This is a genomic window from Methylobacterium sp. WL6 (assembly GCF_008040095.1).
Taxonomy (GTDB): Bacteria; Pseudomonadota; Alphaproteobacteria; order Rhizobiales; family Beijerinckiaceae; genus Methylobacterium.
On sequence record NZ_VRVH01000023.1, the window covers coordinates 16,459 to 36,358 of the forward strand.

Genomic DNA, 19,900 nt, shown 5'->3' on the forward strand with positions numbered 1-19,900 from the left:
TCCCGCCGCCTGCGCCCATCCGCGCCGCCCCGAGAGCCGGGCTGCGCGGTCGGGCACGTGTGAGCGCATCCAAGGCGTCCGATGCCGAAGCGCACCGATATCTCCTCGATCCTCATCGTCGGTGCGGGGCCGATCATCATCGGGCAGGCCTGCGAGTTCGACTATTCCGGCACCCAGGCCTGCAAGGCGCTCCGCGAGGAGGGCTACCGGATCGTGCTGGTCAACTCGAACCCGGCCACCATCATGACCGACCCGGACATGGCGGATGCGACCTACGTCGAGCCGATCACCCCGGAGATCGTCGCCAAGATCATCGAGAAGGAGCGGCCGGACGCGATCCTGCCGACCATGGGCGGCCAGACCGCGCTGAACTGCGCGCTCTCGCTCCAGCGCATGGGCGTGCTGGAGAAGTACGGCGTGCAGATGATCGGCGCGACGGCCGAGGCCATCGACAAGGCCGAGGACCGCCATCTCTTCCGCGACGCGATGACCAAGATCGGCCTCGAGACGCCGAAATCGGAGCTCGCCAACGCCTCGGTGCCGAAGAAGGCCGACCGCGACAGGCGCCTCGCCGAGATCGCCCGCATCGAGGCGCAGTGGCCTGCGGGTGCCGACCGGGACGCGGCGGTCGCCGCCTTCGAGAAGACCTGGCATGCGGGCGAGGGCGACCGGCGCAAGCGCTACATCGAGCACGCGCTGGGCCAGGCCCTGATCGCGCTCGCCGAGGTCGGCCTGCCGGCGATCATCCGGCCGTCCTTCACCATGGGCGGCACCGGCGGCGGCATCGCCTACAACCGCGAGGAATTCCTCGACATCGTCGAGCGCGGCATTGACGCGTCGCCGACCAACGAGGTGCTGATCGAGGAATCGGTGCTCGGCTGGAAGGAGTACGAGATGGAGGTCGTCCGCGACAAGGCGGACAACTGCATCATCGTCTGCTCGATCGAGAACATCGACCCGATGGGCGTCCACACCGGCGATTCCATCACCGTCGCACCGGCGCTGACGCTGACCGACAAGGAATACCAGGTGATGCGCGACGCATCCCTCGCGGTGCTGCGCGAGATCGGCGTCGAGACCGGCGGCTCGAACGTGCAGTTCGCCATCGACCCGGCCACCGGCCGGATGATCGTCATCGAGATGAACCCGCGCGTGTCGCGCTCCTCGGCGCTGGCGTCGAAGGCCACCGGCTTCCCGATCGCCAAGGTCGCGGCCAAGCTGGCCGTCGGCTACACCCTCGACGAGATCGCCAACGACATCACCGGCGGCGCGACGCCGGCCTCGTTCGAGCCGACGATCGACTACGTCGTCACCAAGATCCCCCGCTTCGCGTTCGAGAAGTTCCCCGGCGCCGAGCCGACGCTGACCACCGCGATGAAGTCGGTCGGCGAGGCGATGGCGATCGGCCGGTGCTTCGCCGAATCGCTGCAGAAGGCCCTGCGCTCCCTCGAGACCGGGCTCACCGGCCTCGACGAGATCGAGATCGAGGGGCTCGGCAAGGGCGACGACCACAACGCGATCAAGGCGGCGATCGGCACGCCGACGCCGGACCGGCTGCTCAACGTCGCGCAGGCGTTACGCCTTGGGGTTAGCCATGCCGAGGTCCACGCCTCGTGCAAGATCGACCCGTGGTTCCTGGAGCAGCTGCAGGGCATCATCGACCTGGAGAACCGGGTCAAGGCGCACGGCCTGCCGGCGACGCCGGGCGCGTTCCGCCAGCTCAAGGCCGCGGGCTTCTCCGACGCGCGCCTGGCCGTCCTCGCCGGAACCGACGAGCCGTCGGTGCGCGAGGCGCGCCGCGCGCTGAAGGTGCGGCCGGTGTTCAAGCGGATCGACACCTGCGCCGCCGAGTTCAAGGCGCCGACCGCCTACATGTACTCGACCTACGTCGCCCCCTTCGCCGGCACGGTCGCCGACGAGGCCCAGCCGACCGCGGCCAGGAAGGTCATCATCCTCGGCGGCGGCCCGAACCGGATCGGCCAGGGCATCGAGTTCGACTATTGCTGCTGCCACGCCTGCTACGCGCTGTCGGAGGCGGGCTACGAGACCATCATGGTCAACTGCAACCCGGAGACGGTCTCGACCGATTACGACACCTCCGACCGGCTCTACTTCGAGCCGCTGACGCAGGAGGACGTGCTCGAGATCATCGAGACCGAGCGGCAGAACGGCACCCTGCACGGGGTCATCGTCCAGTTCGGCGGCCAGACGCCGCTGAAGCTCGCCCGCGCGCTCGAAGCCGCCGGCGTGCCGATCCTCGGCACCTCGCCGGACGCGATCGACCTCGCCGAGGACCGCGACCAGTTTAAGCGGCTCCTCGACAAGCTCGGGATGAAGCAGCCCAAGAACGGCATCGCCTACTCGGTCGAGCAGGGCCGGATGGTCGCGGCCGACCTCGGCCTGCCCTTCGTGGTGCGCCCGAGCTACGTGCTCGGCGGCCGCGCCATGGCGATCATCCGCGACGAGGCCCAGTTCGCCGACTACCTGCTCGACACCCTGCCGAGCCTGATCCCGTCCGAGGTCAAGTCGCGCTACCCCAACGACAAGACCGGCCAGATCAACACGGTGCTCGGCAAGAACCCGCTGCTGTTCGACCGCTACCTGTCGGATGCGGTCGAGATCGACGTCGACGCGGTCTGCGACGGCACCGACGTGTTCATCGCCGGGATCATGGAGCACATCGAGGAGGCCGGCATCCATTCCGGCGACTCGGCCTGCTCGCTGCCCTCGCGCTCGCTCTCGCCCGAGATCATCGCCGAGCTGGAGCGCCAGACCAAGGCGATGGCGCTGGCGCTGAAGGTCGGCGGCCTGATGAACGTGCAGTACGCGATCAAGGACGGCACGATCTACGTGCTGGAGGTGAACCCGCGCGCGTCCCGCACGGTGCCGTTCGTCGCCAAGGTGATCGGCGAGCCGATCGCCAAGATCGCCGCCCGGGTCATGGCCGGCGAGGCCCTGGCCGCGTTCGGGCTGAAGAAGAAGGTCCTCAACCACATCGCGGTGAAGGAGGCGGTGTTCCCGTTCGCGCGCTTCCCCGGCGTCGACGTGCTGCTCGGGCCTGAGATGCGCTCCACCGGCGAGGTCATCGGGCTCGATGCCGGCTTCGGCGTCGCCTTCGCCAAGAGCCAGCTCGGCTCGGGCACCAAGGTGCCGCGCTCGGGGACGGTGTTCGTCTCGGTGCGCGACGGCGACAAGGCGCGCATCCTGCCCTCGATCCGGCTGCTGGCCGGGCTCGGCTTCGCGATCGTGGCGACCGGCGGCACCCAGCGCTACCTCGTCGAGAACGGCGTCGCCTGCGACCGGGTGAACAAGGTGCTCGAAGGCCGGCCGCACGTGGTCGACTCGATCAAGAACGGGGACATCCAGCTCGTCCTGAACACCACCGAGGGGGCCGGCGCGCTGTCGGACTCGCGCTCGCTCCGCCGGGCGGCCCTCTTGCATAAGGTGCCGTACTACACCACTCTGGCCGGAGCGATGGCGGCGGCCGAGGGCATTCAGGCCTATCTCGAAGGTGACCTTCGGGTCCGCGCCCTGCAGGAATACTTCGCAGCCTGAAGCCGGGCGGCGACACGACGTTTCTGACCGATCGCGGACCCTGCGCTCGGACAGGTTTTGGAATCTGGCCCGGAGGGCGCGGCATCCCCGCGTCCGGCCGGGCCTCTTCATTGTGGCGCGAGACGATGGCGATAGACAAGGTTCCGATCACGGTGCGTGGCTTCGCAGCCATGGAGGAGGAGCTGAAGCACCGCCAGCAGGTGGAGCGCCCGCGCATCGTCGCGGCGATCTCCGAGGCGCGCGCGCACGGCGACCTCTCCGAGAACGCCGAGTATCACGCCGCCAAGGAGGCGCAGTCGCACAACGAGGGCCGCGTGCTCGAGCTGGAGAGCCTGATCGCGCGCGCCGAGATCATCGACGTCACCAAGCTCTCGGGCGATAAGATCAAGTTCGGCGCGACCGTGAAGCTCGTCGATGACGATACCGAGGAAGAGAAGACCTACCAGATCGTCGGCGAGCCCGAGGCCGACGTGCATTCGGGCCGGGTCTCGATCACCTCGCCGATCGCGCGGGCGCTGATCGGCAAGGGCGTCGGCGATTCCGTCGAGGTGACGACGCCTGGCGGCGGCAAGTCCTACGAGGTCGTCGGCATCCGGTACGGGGGCTGACCGGTGCGGATGGCGCGACGCTGGATCGCCGGGCTGCTGGCCCACCCGGCTCTGGCCGCACCGGCCGTGACCGCCCTGGCCGTGACCGCTTCGGCCGTCGCCGCCCCGGCCTCGGCCGGCGATTTTCCGAGCCTGCGGGGCGACCGCTTCTCCGACGTCCGCGTCGACGTTCGCCCGCTCGTGGCGCTCGGCGCCGGGGCAGAGGCCGAGGCGCTGCGCGCCGACCTGACCGCGGCCCTGCGCAGCCGCTTCGCGGCCCGCCTCGGCGGCCGCGGCCCGAGCCTCGTGGTCCTGGTCCGCGGCTTCTCGCTGCGGCCCTACGCCGGTGGCAACAACAGCGGCCGCTCCGGCTTCGGGGGCGGCTCGCAGAACGACTACCTCGACGGCGAGGCGCTGCTGGTCGTCCGCGACGGCGCGATCCTCGGGCGCCACCCGCAGCTCACCGCCACCCCGTCGAGCTTCGGCGGGGCGTGGTACGATCCGCAATCCGAGCGCCGCCGCGTGACCGCCATCGCCGACATCTACGCCGACTGGCTCGTCCGCAACCTGCCCGTCGACTGACGTGATCCCCCCCTCCGAGACGCACGCCGCCCCGGCGCTTTCCGGCGCCCGCGCCTGGATCGTCACCGACGGCAAGGCCGGCGACGAGAACCAGTGCGTCGGCATCGCCGAGACCCTTCGCCTGTCCTACGAGATCCGCCGGGTGCCGTCGCGCGGCCCGTTCGGCTGGACGGCGCCGTGGGGGCCGATCGACCCGCGCCAGGGCCCGTATCGCAGCCGCGGCGCGCTGGCCGGGCCCTATCCTGACATCCTGATCGCCTCCGGGCGGCGCGCGGTGCCTTATCTCCGCGCGATGCGCCGGGCCGCGCCGGGACGCACCTTCACCGCCTTTCTGAAGGACCCGCGCACCGGGCACGACAGCGCCGACTTCATCTGGGTGCCCGACTACGACGACCTGCGCGGCCCCAACGTCTTCACCACGCTGACCGCGCCGCACCTCGTCACCGCCGAGCGGATCGCGGCCGCCCGCGCGTGGCCAGACCCCCGGCTGACGGCGCTCGACGGGCCGCGGGTCGCGGTGCTGATCGGCGGGGACAGCCGGCACCTGAGCTATCGCGCCCTCGACATGCAGCGCCTGGTCGACGACCTGCGCAAGCTCGCCGGGTCGGGCTGCCGGCTGATGGTCACCGTCTCGCGCCGCACGCCGGACCCCCTGCGCGACGCGATCCGCACGCTCGTCTCGGAGACCGGCGGCTTCCTCTGGGACGGCGGCGGCGACAACCCCTACGTGGCGATGCTGGCGCTGGCCGACGCGGTGGTGGTCACCTCCGATTCGGCGAACATGGTCAGCGAGGCGGTGTCCACCGGCGCGCCGGTGCTGCTGTTCGACCTGCCGCGTACCTATATCCGCCACCGGCGGATGTTCGCGGGGCTGGCGATGGCCGGCGCCTTGCGGCCGTTTACCGGGCGGTTGGAGCCGCTGGCCTACAAGCCGATCAACGCCACGCCGGTGATCGCTCAGGCGCTCGCCGACGGCTACGCCGCCTTCCGGGCGGCACAGGGCGGTCTGCCGGCCGGCCGGCACGCCGCCGAGGCTTAGAGCGAGGGATTCGAGGACGTCATGGCCCACACCCATTCCAGGCTGATCATCGTCGGTTCGGGGCCGGCCGGTTACACGGCCGCGATCTACGCGGCCCGTGCCATGGTGCAGCCGCTGCTGATCTCGGGCTTCCAGCCCGGCGGCCAGCTGATGATCACCACCGACGTCGAGAACTATCCGGGCTTCGCCGAGGCGATCCAGGGGCCGTGGCTGATGGAGCAGATGCGGCTCCAGGCCGAGCATGTCGGCACCACGATCCTGTCGGAGTACATCACCAAGGTCGACCTCAAGGTGCGCCCGTTCCGGCTCGAGGCCGATTCCGGCGAGACCTATTCCTGCGACGCGCTGATCATCGCCACCGGCGCCCAGGCGAAGTGGCTCGGCCTGCCCTCGGAGGCCAAGTTCCAGGGCGGGGGCGTCTCGGCCTGCGCCACCTGCGACGGCTTCTTCTTCCGCGGCAAGCCGGTGGCGGTGGTCGGCGGCGGCAACACCGCCGTCGAGGAGGCCCTGTACCTCGCCAACCTCGCCTCGAAGGTCACGGTGATCCACCGCCGGGACAGCTTCCGCGCCGAGCGCATCCTGCAGGAGCGCCTGTTCAAGCATCCCAACGTCGAGGTGCTGTGGAACCGCGAGATCGACGAGATTTGCGGCACCACCACGCCCGCGCCGTCGGTGACGCACCTGCGCCTCAAGGACACCCGCACCGGCGAGGCCAGCGCGGTGCCGGTCGACGGCGTGTTCGTCGCGATCGGCCACAAGCCGGCGACCGAGGTGTTCGAGGGCCAGCTCGCGATGCGCCACGGCGGCTACCTCAGCGTCCGCCCCGGCACCGCCGAGACCGAGATTCCCGGCGTGTTCCAGGAGTTCTCTGAACCAGGGGACCCCCGGATGTGTGTGTATTCAGATCGCCACGTCTGGAATGACAACCGACCGCAGCCGAGCCTTGAAGCTGCAGCCTAGAGCACATTCAAGGCATTCCGCTCCAAGGACACATGCAGGCTCGCCATGACCACCCATAAGACCAAGGTTCTCATCATCGGAGCCGGACCTGCGGGTTACACCGCCGGGATCTACGCCGCCCGAGCCAACATGAAGCCCCTCCTCGTCACCGGCATCCAACCGGGTGGCCAGTTGACGATCACGACCGACGTGGAGAACTACCCGGGGTTCGCGCAGGCCGTCCAGGGTCCGGACCTGATGGAGCAAATGCGCCTCCAGGCCGAGCACGTCGGTACCCGGATCGTCTACGACACCATCGTGTCGGTCGACCTCTCAAAACGACCGTTCGTTGCCCAGGGTGATGGCGGGGACACGTATATCGCCGACACCCTGATCGCGGCTACCGGAGCCCAGGCGCGGTGGCTTGGGCTACCGTCAGAGATGGAATTCAATGGGGCGGGCGTATCGGCCTGTGCCACCTGCGACGGCTTCTTCTACCGCGGCAAGCAGGTCGTCGTGACCGGCGGCGGCAATACCGCGGTCGAGGAGGCACTCTATCTCGCCAACCTCGCCTCGAAGGTCACGGTCGTCCATCGCCGCGACCGTTTCAGGGCGGAGCCTATCCTCCAGGACCGCCTCTTCGCCCATCCGAAGATAGACGTCATCTGGAACCACACCGTCGATGAGGTTCTCGGGCGTCGGGAACCCGTGAAGTCCATGACGGGAGTGCGCCTCAAGGATACCGTCAGCGGCGCCACGAGGGATCTTGCGGCAGACGGTCTCTTCGTCGCCATCGGTCACGATCCCGCGACCAAGTTGTTCGCTGACCAGCTCGAACTCCTGGAGGGCGGCTACATCAAGATCGTGCCCGGAACCACGAGGACGAACGTGGATGGCGTCTACGCCGCCGGAGACTGTGCGGAATTCATCTACCGGCAGGCCGTGGTCGCCGCGGGCATGGGCTGCATGGCGGCGCTTGAGGCTGAGAAGTTCCTGGCAGAGCATTCATCGAATGCGAAGGTTCGGAACGAGGAGGCGCACGAGGTCGAAATGATCGGCGCCTACGATTGATCTGGATCTGAAACGGGGCACCGCTTCCATCGGTTCGCTAAGGGGCTCCGCCCCTCGCGCGCGCCAGGGTACGCGGCTTCGCCGCCGAAGGGGCGGGTTTCCCCAGCCTTCCGCGCCTTCGGCTTGTGCAGGCCGGGAGATCCCCCTCCCGCCCCCTCGCCCTGGCACTTGCTACCCCCGTCCTCGCCGGACCGGCAGAGGTGCAGTACCTGCACCTCATGCACGATCACCCGGATGGTCATCCGGACCGGTGAGATCGAACGTGCATCCGACCAGGCGACGTGCATGAGCGGGTGGCCGCGACATCGCGGCCTTCAGCACCGTCCAGGGTCCGACCAGCACGACGGACTCCTCAGCCCGGGTCAGCGCCGTGTACACCCAGGTCGGGTCCATGTTCCGTGCGTCGATTAGGGACACCACGACCGAACGTGCCTGGCTTCCCTGTGCCCGGTGGCAACTGACGGCATAGGCGAGCGACAGGTCGAACAGGTCCCTGTCGGTCAGCGTAACGGTCTCACCGTCGAATTGGCATGTCACCGTGCCGAGATCCTCGTCGATGGCCGTCACATGGCCAAGGCTGCCGTTTCGTAGCCCCTTCTCGTAATCGTTACGCATGAACGTGACCGGGTCACCGACGCAAAACTCGTTGCCCATGTACCCCCGGACCGTCGACACCGGCCCGCAAGCAGCGATTTGCAACGATGCGACGTGGGCATGGTGGAGCCGGTGATTGAGGTGCCGGACGGTACCGTCTGGCTCGGCACCTCGGGTATTGACGGCCGACAGCACCATCAAGCCCCCCGAATTTCGGTCGTGGCCGCCGATATCCGCAACGACCCGTTCGATGGCCTCGCTGACCTCTCCCGCCTCCGCCGCGAGAAAGCTCACGCCGGAACGGCCTGGACCGTACGCTGGAAGATCGGGGATACGGCACGCCCGCACCTCCCGGGAAACGGCCGGGATACCGCTGCCGTCCGATTGGCGATGCACGGTCTCCAGTCGGGAGGTGACATCCCGCTGTTCCACCAAGTGGTGGAAGACGAGACCGAATCCGACGGGCGGTAGCTGGAAGGCGTCACCGACGAGGAGAAGTCGGCAGCCGCGCGGCATCGCGTCGACGAGGCGATGCATCTGGCCCAGGTCGACCATCGAAGCCTCGTCGATGACCAGGAGCGTGCGATTGGTAAGCTGGGGAAGTTCCATGGCGGGGCCGATGGGCGCCTTGCCATGGCCGGTGCCTCCCCAATGGGTTTGACCGTTCATCCTCTTTTCGAGACCGAGGATGAGGCGATGGATGGTAACGGCGGGCGACTGTCCGGGATCGATGCGCCCCGTGCCTTCCGTCAGCCTCAACGCGGCCTTTCCCGAGAGTGCGGCCATCTGGACGTGACCGCCCAGGTGTTCCCAAAGGTCTACGACGGCTCGGCATGTCGCCGTCTTTCCAGTTCCGGCACCGCCTGTCAGGCATGCCAGCGGGCGTCCCATGATCGCGAGAACGGCGTCTCGCTGTTCGGGGTGAAGCGACCGACCCTGGTTTTCTACCATCGCCAGGAGCCGCCTGAGGTCTATGGCGGACGGTAGCTTGACGCCCGTACGCTCGCCGCCGGCGGCGAGACTCCGGAAACGGACGAGGAGGTCCTCTTCGAGTACCGCGCAACCTGGGGACCGCCAAAGATCCCAGAGTTCGACCAGGGCGTGGTTTGCCACCCCGACTCGCACCACCTCCTCTTCCAACTCCGCTTCGGGAACCCGTGCGAGCTTCTTGGCGACGCGGGTCCCCAGCACGGATCGATGAACCGCCGTGTCCCCCTCGCGAATAGCATCCAGCATGACGGCGTCGATTGCACCGACGATGCGCGCGGGGTGCAGATACAGGTCCGTGATGTCGTCACGGGCTTCGAGGATGCGCAGGGCGAGCGGATCGACCTTCGGCCAGGGGAGAGGGCCCGACAACACGTAGGGGTTCCGCTGGAGGAGAGGCAGCGCTTCGGGACCGAAAAGGCGCAGGACGCGCCGTACCGTTCCGCCGTCCTCAACCCCCTGTTCCTCCAGCCATCGGACGGTCTCGTACTCCCCGCTCGTTTCCGCCAGGGTACGGAAGACCGCGACGGCGAGGCGAGCGGCCAGGTTCGGGCGCTCGGGGTCGATGATCTCCGCCAGCTGGTCCAGTGTCACCGAGCCATCCAGCAGTCCGTCGAGCCGGCCCCTCAAGGCCTGAACGATACGCTTGGCCCGTGCCGGGCCGAGGCCCTCGATGGTTTGCAGCCATGGGACGACGAGCTTTCCGGACGGCATCATGCGGACGAAGCCGTCCGGGCGGGCGTAAAACTGAAGCCCGTGGCGGACGCTTTCGTGCCACCGACCGTCCATCCGGTAGACCTCGCCTCCTACGGGACGGAACGCCTCCCCCTTCGCCACCACCCTGACGGTCTCGCGTCGTGGCGTGATGCCCGAGAAGATCGTTGCCGTTTCGGAGGACCAGATGACGGAGGCGACCTGGATCGTCAGGCGCTCGACAGTTTCCGCGGTCATTGGCCATCGTCCGTGCGCAGCACCATGCCGGTGCGCTGGAGGAAGCCGAAACGCTCCCGCAGGCGGGCGTTCTCGGCTTCCTTCTCGGCGAGCTCGCGTTCCAGGTGAACGATGCGCGCCCTTGCGACCGCATGTCCCTCACTCTGGTTCTTCACGTCCTTGCTCAGCCTGACGATACGATCCTCCGCCGCATCGCTGGACTTCGAGGTCTCCGTTGTCTTCGTCGGCGTCAGGCCCTGGTCCCGTGCCGCGACGTCGATCAGGGCCCCCCACTCGGGCTCGTTATAGACGTACTGCCTCACGCTTTCGGGAACATCGACGCCGCGCTCCTCGCCCCATTCCCGGAATTCCTGCATCAGGGTCCGAACGTTGATCCGCCCTCCGCGACTGGGAAGATTTGGGACCCCTCGTCCACCCTGGTCGTACTCGGCGAACCTTTGGTCGAGGAAGGTTCGGAGCTCATCGAGCAACTCCGAGACCGTTGCGGTCCTGGGCATCAAGCTTGGTCCTTCTGCTGATCACGGGTCCTTGGCTGCTTCCGGAGCCACTCGACGAACGGCGCCGTGTCCGGCGGTCCGGCGATCAGGTTCTTGGAGCCGACTTGTGCGGTGTTCCTGATCTCGCCCTTGTCGAGCACGATGCCAAATTCCTCCTCTGTGAGGTGGGTCAGCAATCGACCCAGGACCGTCGCCGTCCGCTCGAACGCGATCCGATATGCCTTGCCCTCCCCCTCATCGTCCGTGGCCGGCGCCGGTAGCTCCGCATCGACACCGTAGCGCTCGATCAGCTTTCGCAGCCTCACGTTGTCCCGCCGAAGCAGGTTGGCGTCGATGTCGGCATCGAGCGCCTTGGCAGCCAGCGCCGCACGCGGACGCACGTCATCCTCGGGAGCGGGGATCAGGCGAGGGTTCTCGGCGATGAACCGCAGGATTTCCGCCCTGTAGCGCTTGTTCCGCGACAGGGTGGTGGCGTGCAGCCCGCTAGCCATCGCGACCGCGTTCACCAGGGCGTGAAAGGTTTCGTACCTCGTGCGGCGCGGCAGGGCCTTGAGGGCGCGTCGCACCTTCATGAGGTTGCCGTCGGTCACCTTGCCTTGATGGTTGCCGAAGTTGTTCTGGCCCTTGCGTGCGCCCACGGTCACTCCTCCGAAGTTTGGGTCAGGAGTGGGCTTCCACCTGTTGCCGCCAGCGACGCGCCGTTGCGAACGGCCTCCAGCGCGGAGGTAAACGTTGGCGAAACGCCGTGAGCCTTGAGGGCAAGGCTCAATCCGGACACGAACGACTGGACCGGATCGTCCTGGTAGAGGTTGATCTCGCACTCGATGGCCCTCGTCGAGGCGAGGAGGCGCTGCCTCAACTGCGTTGCCTGGGCACGGAGAAGCGGCGTCTCGAACGCGGCGTGTCCGCTGGCATCCGTGATCCGGTGCAGGATGAACTCCGCCATGCCGACGTCCCGCGTGACCATCCTCAGGTGCAGTCGCACGGCATCCGGCTTGCCGACGTGGAACACGTCCATTGGCGCACGACCCAGCTCGCCTAGTGACGTCGTCAGGGCGAGCAACGACGCATGCCAGCCCTCGTATTCCGTGACGTCCAGGCGGCGGCGGTACTGGACCTCGTCAATCGTGGCGCTCGGCTCGGACCGGGCCCGGAAACGCTCCACCAGCCGTCCCCCCTCCTGGACCTGCTCTAGGAGCCGACGCATCTTCGCGCCGATGGCGGGCAGGTGGTCGACGGACTTGACGGCCAGGGGGCAGACACCGCACCGGCGCGGCTCCACGATGACGTCCATGACGTCGCTCGGGCACGCCTCGCCCACGGGGCAGATGTGCGTCTCGCGGAAGACCACCTGTGCCATCGGCGTCGAGCGCAGCCGCAAGATGCCGTCCACGTCCCTGGGGTCCTCGTTGAGAAGCGAAAGCGCCTGCAGGCCGAACGCCGCCTCGGTCTTGACGCGATCCGCACGGAAGCTCTTTCGGAGGGCGCTGTTGACGCCGTCCGCGCGGATATGGACAGGGTTCTCCGGGTCGGGTTCCCAGATCGTACTCGCTGCGGCGAGAACGCGCGCGCCAACCGCAGCCTGGCTCTCGACCGTGTAATGGTAAGTCGTCGCGGTATTAGTATGGCCGACCAACCAACCGGTAAGTTCGATAGGCAGCACGCCGGACCGTGACGTGATGAAGGTCGCACGGGCTGAATGCGGCGTATGCTTTAGCTTTAGCTTGATCGGCGAACAGGGACGGCTTCCATCGCTGTCCACATGCATGACCACGCGCGGCAGCTTGGTAATGGCGTCGATGTCTGGCACGTATCTCCACATGTCGAGGGAGGCGGCGTCAGGCAAGCTCTGCTGATGCCAGTTACAGAATGAGACTAGGAGCCGTTCCCACGTTGCGGCATAGGCATTGTTCGAGATCGGATATTCGTGGGAGGGAGCCCGGAACAGGGGAAATACCGGAGCGAAGCGAGTATGCTCCCGTCTTTCATAATAGACCGACTGTTCACGGTCGGCATCGGCCAAAATCTCCTGAAAGCTCGCCTCCCGCAACAGCGCCTCATAGGCACGACGCACGATCAACGTGTTCCATGGACGATCCCGGACCTTGTCCGTGTTGACCAACAAGGGCATCAACTCCGCCCCAGCCGTTTCCTTGCCGGCAAGCGACCCGAAAGACTTCCTGCAAAGCCACTGGATGCCCTGGAAGCGGATGCCGGTCTCCAGGGCCACGATGATCACGCGCAGGCTGGACAGGTGCGGAAGGAAGGCATCCCTGACCTCGTGGCCCGGAAGCTGGACCGGACGCTCGGCCCAGAAAGCAAGCTGGGGCACCTCCGAAATAGTGTACTCGCGCCCGCCGTGTTCGAAACCGACGTCCAGGCCGTGGTCGGACGTCGGTGTCTTCTCAGACATCCGGATGTTGCTTCGAATACGACTGAAATCCGACTTGGACATCTCGCCAGCGAGAGACTTGTTCAAAAGTCCACAGAAGAAAGCCTCGCAGGCGTATGCGTACCTGAGAAGAAGCGGCAGGAGAGACGTCGGGATTGGGGCCTTATTTGTCTTCTGAGCGCTACGTGCGATATTCTTGTCGAACTCCAGCAGGACCGGGTTTACGAATTCAACCTTTGCAAGGTTGAACTTCATTGTTTGGCCCCGGCAGAACTCGAAAAAATGGAACGTGAACGTGACGAAGGCATTGAAGCCGCTCACGCCCTTGCTGGTGCGGGTATCCCTGAAGAAGGTCAGTAGCGGTTCCGGAGCGGCACCGTCGTCCATGCCCTCGACCCACAGACCGAAGCGCGTGAACATCGAAGGGTCCGTCGGGATCGTCACGTCCATCCCGGGATGGAGCTCGATCCACCAGGGAAGGTAGCAGCACAGATAATCCTGGATGAAGTTGCGGTGCAATTCGGCGGTTGGCAGGGACTCGTATCCCTGACGCTTCCTGTGGTCGATGAATGCTTCGAAAAGAAACGACCAGGTCGCCCACAGATCAGCCGGATAGGCATGCATCCTGGCCGGGTAGAGGTTCGACCAGTTTCGATAAGCTCCCTTGGCCCGGAGCGTCCGGGTGTATTCCAGGATATCCTCGGGAGAGTTGACCTTGTCTGCGATGGCCTCCAGCCTGACTTCGTGAAGGCCCTTCTCGCCATCCAGGATGGATTGACGGTATTCGTCGCGAATGCCGGCATCCATCAGGTCGAGCTGGGCGGCCGCGACGCGCCGCGTGTGCGCTTCCTTGGTCGCGCGCTTCTGGGCGTGACGAACGCCCTTTGCGTCGGCCATGAACTGGGAGGGGGTCATGTCCTCCACGCCTCTCAGCTTCCGATGAACCCAGTAGCGATAGCCCTTCATGTCCTCGACGGAGTAGGCGAAGCCTCGCCCCTCGCCCGCCTTCGCCATGTGGACCAGGGCCGCCATGAAGGCCGTCGATGGCTGGTTCCTCGGGATGCCTGCGACTCTCTCGGTCTTGGCACGATTCAGGATTTCGACGCTCGCCGGGCCGAACACGTCAAGGTCGATGTCGGAGAACGACCGCCAGCCCGAGGCAAGGACCATGTTCAGGCCCAGCACGCTGCTCTCCCGGTCGGGATTGTCAAAATGACAGGTCGCCAGTTCAGGAAGCATCCCGCGGAGATGCTCTTCCAGAAAACTGGAACGCATCTTGAACGACATCGGAAAGCGGACCAGGCCTTCATTCCAGAGCAACAAGTATACATACTTCAGGCACAGATTTACCGTGGCAAGCATACGGTTTGACGTCGCCGTAAAGCGTAGAGCCTTCTTGGCAATCGCAAGCTGAGGCTTGCCTGTCAGTCCAAGGCCCTGTCCTTCGAAGAACATGAACGCGTCCACAAAGTCTTCGGCTGTCATCTCATCAATCGCGGTAAGGCGATTTCTCAGAATTCGGTCCAAAGGCATGTGGCGCGTCGATGTCTTGCCGGGATTTCGCCGCGATGCGTCAAGGCTCTTGGCGTCGTGGACAAGAGTTACGAACCGTCTCCGCAAGCGTTCCACGTCCACGAGAATGATCAGGTGAGGCGTCGTATTGATGAGGGGGATCGACATCTCCGAAGAAGAGCAGCCTTCCCGTCCCGCAAGCTGTGCCGCATCGGCGTTGATCGAGTTAGGCTGGGGGACGGACCCGCTCTCAGGCGCGGAAGATGCGACGGGCGCGTTCAGCAGGGTGCGGGCGTTGGTGGAGGCGTTCTTGGTCATCGGAGGCTCCTCGGGCTGGCGTCCGCGGCCCTGGGGCTGTCCCACTGGCGGCTGTCGGACGGGGGATCGCCTTCCCGGGGAGCGCCTCGGGCCGGACATCGACTGTGCTGTGGGATTTCAGTCCGCTTGATCGGCTTCCGCGCGTGGCGCGGCGCCTCTTCGGACGTGACCGTTAGGCAGTCGGGGACCGGAGAACCGAGGGCCCGACGCCGTCACGGCGGTCGTATTCGCGATATCGCAATCATGAGTTGGGCTCCTGGAAACTGCGGGACACAGATCGACCGCAAGCGGGACTGCGCTGCTGTCACGACGGCGATGAGGCTCTGGAGAGTAGAGGGAGCGGGTTCCGCATGACCTCGAACAAGGGGGCGCCCCTGCAAGACCGACCTCGGAACCGGTGATGTTTCAGGCCTTCCAGGCGTCGGATGCGTCCGCGTCGCGGGAAGGTTCGTGTGCGGCCGGGTCTCCCAGCCGCAGGTCGGCAGCGACCCTAGGCTATGGAGCCGGTTTTGCTTATGGCCTGCGCGAAGGCGGCCTGGATCGTTGCGAAGCTGCTCATGAGTGCCAGCTGATCATATTATGCGGGCCGGCGTCCAGGAAAAGCGTTCGCTATACGGAACCTCTTCATGGGCAAGGTTTACGGTACCTAACCGGAGAACATGCAATTGCGGAAGCCATGACCCTACGAGGCTTTGTCCTTTGCCCCGCCCGGTGGCAAGCGACGTTGGACGGCCCCCTCATGCTCGATCCGGTCCGCCGTCTTTCGAAGTCGCTCGGCGATGCTGGTCGGCAGGAGATGCATTCCGGGACTCTCGGAGCCTCCCATGCCCGCGAAGACGAACTCATTCGCCGTCTCGACCCTGGCCCGGACGATATGCTTGTCATGCCGGGCATAGATCTTGGTGCTCTCGATGCTCTTATGTCCCATCAGCATCTGAACCTCCGTGAGCTTGAGGCCCGGCCCGCCGGGGACCGGAATGTAGTTCAGCATGTAGATGCCATAGCTGTGCCGCAGGGAATGCAGCGTCCAGACGTGATCGGGTGCCTCCGGGGGACCCTGCACGCCGGCGCGGATCACGGCCTTCTTGAACTGCTTGTGATGGGCGATGTCGCTGGCGTGGACCAACGGACGTGACCTGTCGCGGGTGTCGAGCTTCTGGAACAGGAAGTCGTTCTCGTATTCGGTCGTCCCGACGAACTCCTGGCTGAGGTATGAACGAAGGGCGTCCCAGAAGCTTGTTTGCAGCGGTTCGTATAGATAGACCCGGCTCATCGTGCGCCCCTTGAAGCGCAGAAGCTCCCGCTCGGGCATATCGCGACCGAACCGACGTCGGTTGGGGTCATGCACCCAGATCTCCCCGGTCGAGGGATCGACGTCGCTGAACCGAAGATTGAGGGCTTCGTGCAAGCGAAGCCCTCCGCCGGCTAGGAGGGACCAGAGCGCACGATCCCGATGGCTTGTCGCGCAGGCCAGCAGGTTCGCCAGCTTGTCGAGCGGGAATTCCTTGTTCTCGATGTCGACCTGCGTCTCGCGACCGATTGGCGCTTCCAGGTGCCTCGGTCGGCGAACGTGGTTCAGGACGCGGATGTTGCCGCCAAGCAGCGATTGCTTCAGGCGCACCCTATCGAAGTGAGACCATCGCCGTACACCGTCGATGGCGGAATAGGTCGTGCGCAGGTCCAGCCAATCCACGGCCACGTTCTCGTCGCCCAGGGCCGACAGTGCCTTCAGTGCCTCGTTCCGGGCGAACGCGAGGAAGTGGTTCACCGCGGCCAGGGTCGGGGGGAAGCTGCCCGGCGCGAGTCCGGCGAACGCAATCTCCTTGGCGTAAGTCCCAAGGGTCGGGAATTCGACCCACCTCACCATCGGACCATCCCTAAGAAAGATCGGGTAGGCGGTGAAAGCCTCCGAAATCTCATCGGGGCGGGCTGCTTGGCCGAAGACCTCACATTCGATAAGGAAATCGACGAAGCGCGCTGCGGATTCGATGTATCGCTTCATGCTCGTAACGCTGTTCCCGCGACCGTCGAGATAGCGTCGAAACTTGGACAGTGCGGTGATCTCGTAGCCATCGTCATTGACGAAGATCTCCTCTTGCAAACGAGGTTCCTTACGACGGACTACGGTCCGAGTGAGATGCTTCAACGGCATGGCCGGCGTCTTCCAGGGGATTGTCTTCGCGGGAGGATCGGGACCGTCATGGTGCCACCATGGCATCCCGGTCAGCTAAGGCTTTCGGGAGTGCCATCGGGATATGATTGCCGAGCTAAGTTTTCGTGCGCGGGAAGCGCTTTCGGGAGCGGGTCCGTCAGAGACACCGAATGCCGTCATCGCTCTGGATACGCATCGAACGGGGAAGGGCCTCAGGTCGGTCGTGTGGGCGACGGTGCCTCCGGCCGTAGCAGGGCGTCTTCACGACGTCGGCGACACTGCTCGACTCGGTCGTTTGCCTGCTCGATGGCCAGTGGCGGTGCCCCCAGGCTGTTCACTCGACGTCCCTGCGACCATCAATCGGGAATTCGACGACGTTGGAAGTTCGATTGGCCGGTCGGATGCTTCGCCGCCCCAAAGCCTGGCCTTCGGCCTTGCGCATGGCGGCGGCCCCCATCGAGAACAGGATCTCGCCGGCGAGGAAGTCGAATTCTTCCTCGGTCAGAGTGCTGCGCATCTTGAGGACGCGCTTGAAAATTTCGGCGGTGAGGTCGTCGAGATCGAGCTCAGACATCGTGGCCTCCCAGGGTGGTGATGAGGGGCGACGTCACCCTGAGCTGTGCGATCAGGGCCCGCATCTGGTCGCCCGACATGATGCGGGCCACGACCAGCCTTTGCGCCAGGGCGTCGATCAGATCCCTGTTCTGGTCGACGAATTCCCTCGCGCGAAGGTACAAAACATTCAGGTCAGCCTCGACGCGACGGCGCATTTCGGGGTCGTGGCGCAGGCATTCCCTGGCCTCCGCATCCGAGGCCCGGTGCAGGAGCGATCCCCCCAGGCCCATGCTGACGTGCATGGAAGCGAGCATGCTGGTAGCCAGGCCGAGATCGCTGGCGTAGGCGCCGCCGGAACCGGAATTCGCCTCGCCGAACGCCTCGTCCGTGGCTCTTCCGGCCAGGACGGTGGTGACGTAGGCCTCGATGGACGTCTTCGTAAGGATCGTGGCCCGGGGCATGGACGTCCTGGTGAGGCCCCCAAGTCCGTGGGACATGACATTGCTGAGGCTGACGACCTCGCCAGGACCCATCAGGGTCACGGCAAGGCCATGCCCGCATTCGTGGCGGGCGCAGGAAAGCGCCTCCTCGGGGGACCTCGGGTCGGGTGGGGCGATCTCGCGGACGAGGTCTTCGAGCCGCATCGGACGGCCGGCGTCCCGAGCCCGGCGTCGGGCTCCCGCGACCCAGGCGGTGGCCTCGGCCCCGGTGGCGCCCACGCCGATGCTTGCCGGCACCGACAGGTCGGCGCCGTCGAGGACGTCCGGCCCCAGGTGCTGACGAATGATGCCGGCCAGCCCGTCTGCATCGGGCTTCTCGACGGTGATGACGCGTCCTAGCCGGCCCGGGCGCAGCAGGGCCGGATCGATTAGTTCGGGGAAATTGCTGGCCCCGATCAGGATGATCTTATCGGTATTCCCAGAGATCGCATTCTCGAACGTCGTGAGACAATGATTGATCAAAGGAACCCAATAGTCTCTGTTCCGAGATCCCAGCGATGATCTGGACGGAATTCCATCCATCTCATCTACGAAGATCAAAACCGGTGCCATCTGGGCTGCCATCGTGAAGACCCTATTGATCTCCTTGATGACCTCGTTCAGGTAGCCATTCGTCTGCGAGAACCATAGTGCAACGGATGTGCTGATAATTGGGATTTCTAGCGTCTTGGCAATACTTCGCACGAGCGTAGTCTTGCCAGTGCCTGGCTCTCCCGCGAGCAGAACTGATCTTTCGAGGGAGCTCCACTCGGATCGACCAGCCTTCCATTCCGAAAATTCGTAGGCGAGCCTTTGGGCGTACTCGCCTGCCGCCCCGTATCCGTGGATCTCGGACAGCACCGGCACGTCCGCGAGGTTCGGGTCGATGGCGGCGTTGGCCTTGGAGGCGGCCACGAGGCGCCGGACGCAGCTTGAGGCCAGGGTTCCCTTGCGGATGGAGGCGGCGATCACGTCGAACGCGAGCCCGCGCGCGATGTCGGGCGGCATGCGCCTGGCCTTGTGACCGGTCAGGGTCAGGATCGTCTTGCGGATGGTGTCGTTGGACGGCGTGCCGATCCTGATGCGCACGTCCGCGGCTGCGATCAGCGCCGAGGGCAAATGCTGCGCCGGCGCGTGCGAGATCCCGAGGACGCGGCCGCCGGCGCCGAGGAAATCGGCCACTTCTGTGTTGCCCACGCTCGGGTTTTCGGACGACTTCGACGTTCCGGCCCGACAGAAAATGTGATGCCAGGAAATTAGCTTCTCGGCCGCCATCCGCATCGCGGGGATCCAGTCGGGCGACGGGACCTCGATGACCACGCCGGCCCCGCCGAAGCGAAGCATCCGGACGTGTTGGCTGGCCGTCATCGCCTCGTCCAGGGCGTGCTTGGCCAGGGTGAAACGGGAGGACCGGATCTCGGCCTCCATCTGGTCGATGGGCGCCCGGTTGTCCGGAAGGTCGTTGAGGAAATCGTCCAGGCTCTCGCCCGAGGGCTTCAGCGTCTTCGGGGCAAGCCTCGCCATCAGGCCCACCTTTGCCTTCGGGCCGGGCTTGCCCTTGGTGGCGATGGCCTTGGCGGCGGACTTGGTCGGGGGCTTTTGGAAGTTCGTCATGGCTGCCTCCATTTCGAGGCAGCCGGGCTCAATCGAGCGCGCCGGTCAGGCCTCGTGGGGGGTGTCGGGAAGGGGG

The 19,900-nt window shown here is 65.8% G+C and carries 13 protein-coding genes; 6 read left to right on the top strand and 7 right to left on the bottom strand.

Going from position 1 to position 19,900, the window contains the following annotated elements; genetic code table 11:
- Positions 1–81 precede the first annotated feature (81 nt).
- From carB to trxB (FV230_RS05805), 6 genes are all read left to right on the top strand, one after another.
- Complete coding sequence (carB, locus tag FV230_RS05780; RefSeq protein ID WP_147841636.1) at positions 82–3,555, top strand: carbamoyl-phosphate synthase large subunit; 3,474 nt, start codon at positions 82–84, stop codon at positions 3,553–3,555.
- Positions 3,556–3,686: 131 nt separating this feature from the next.
- Positions 3,687–4,163 (top strand): transcription elongation factor GreA, encoded by a 477-nt coding sequence (gene greA / locus FV230_RS05785; protein WP_187274882.1) that lies wholly within the window; start codon positions 3,687–3,689, stop codon positions 4,161–4,163.
- A 9-nt stretch (positions 4,164–4,172) separates the two neighbouring features.
- Positions 4,173–4,724, top strand: coding sequence for a hypothetical protein (locus FV230_RS05790; protein ID WP_147841637.1), 552 nt, complete (start codon positions 4,173–4,175; stop codon positions 4,722–4,724).
- 1 nt (position 4,725) lies between these two features.
- Positions 4,726–5,763, top strand: a complete 1,038-nt coding sequence (locus FV230_RS05795; protein ID WP_147841638.1) for a mitochondrial fission ELM1 family protein — start codon at positions 4,726–4,728, stop codon at positions 5,761–5,763.
- A gap of 21 nt (positions 5,764–5,784) precedes the next feature.
- Positions 5,785–6,723 (top strand): thioredoxin-disulfide reductase, encoded by a 939-nt coding sequence (gene trxB, locus FV230_RS05800; RefSeq protein WP_147841639.1) that lies wholly within the window; start codon positions 5,785–5,787, stop codon positions 6,721–6,723.
- Between the two features lie 45 nt (positions 6,724–6,768).
- The gene (gene trxB, locus FV230_RS05805; RefSeq protein WP_147841640.1) at positions 6,769–7,773 is read left to right on the top strand and encodes a thioredoxin-disulfide reductase; all 1,005 of its coding nucleotides are present in this window, start codon (positions 6,769–6,771) and stop codon (positions 7,771–7,773) included.
- Positions 7,774–7,989: 216 nt separating this feature from the next.
- Here the strand turns inward: trxB (FV230_RS05805) and FV230_RS05810 are convergent, their stop codons facing one another.
- From FV230_RS05810 to FV230_RS05840, 7 genes are all read right to left on the bottom strand, one after another.
- Positions 7,990–10,305: an AAA family ATPase gene (locus FV230_RS05810; protein WP_147841641.1), complete on the bottom strand. Its 2,316-nt coding sequence runs from the start codon at positions 10,303–10,305 to the stop codon at positions 7,990–7,992.
- Positions 10,302–10,661 (bottom strand): hypothetical protein, encoded by a 360-nt coding sequence (locus FV230_RS05815; protein WP_147841642.1) that lies wholly within the window; start codon positions 10,659–10,661, stop codon positions 10,302–10,304. The genes FV230_RS05810 and FV230_RS05815 overlap by 4 nt, the downstream gene beginning before the upstream one ends.
- Before the next feature lie 140 nt (positions 10,662–10,801).
- Positions 10,802–11,440 (bottom strand): hypothetical protein, encoded by a 639-nt coding sequence (locus FV230_RS05820; RefSeq protein ID WP_147841643.1) that lies wholly within the window; start codon positions 11,438–11,440, stop codon positions 10,802–10,804.
- A 2-nt stretch (positions 11,441–11,442) separates the two neighbouring features.
- Positions 11,443–15,024 (bottom strand): site-specific integrase, encoded by a 3,582-nt coding sequence (locus FV230_RS05825; protein ID WP_147841644.1) that lies wholly within the window; start codon positions 15,022–15,024, stop codon positions 11,443–11,445.
- A 682-nt stretch (positions 15,025–15,706) separates the two neighbouring features.
- Positions 15,707–17,125, bottom strand: coding sequence for a site-specific integrase (locus FV230_RS05830; RefSeq protein WP_187275404.1), 1,419 nt, complete (start codon positions 17,123–17,125; stop codon positions 15,707–15,709).
- A 385-nt stretch (positions 17,126–17,510) separates the two neighbouring features.
- Complete coding sequence (locus tag FV230_RS05835) at positions 17,511–17,750, bottom strand: hypothetical protein (RefSeq protein WP_147841646.1); 240 nt, start codon at positions 17,748–17,750, stop codon at positions 17,511–17,513.
- Entirely contained in the window at positions 17,743–19,824 is a 2,082-nt protein-coding gene (locus FV230_RS05840) for an AAA family ATPase (protein ID WP_187275405.1), read from the bottom strand. The genes FV230_RS05835 and FV230_RS05840 overlap by 8 nt, the downstream gene beginning before the upstream one ends.
- Between the last annotated feature and the right edge of the window lie 76 nt (positions 19,825–19,900).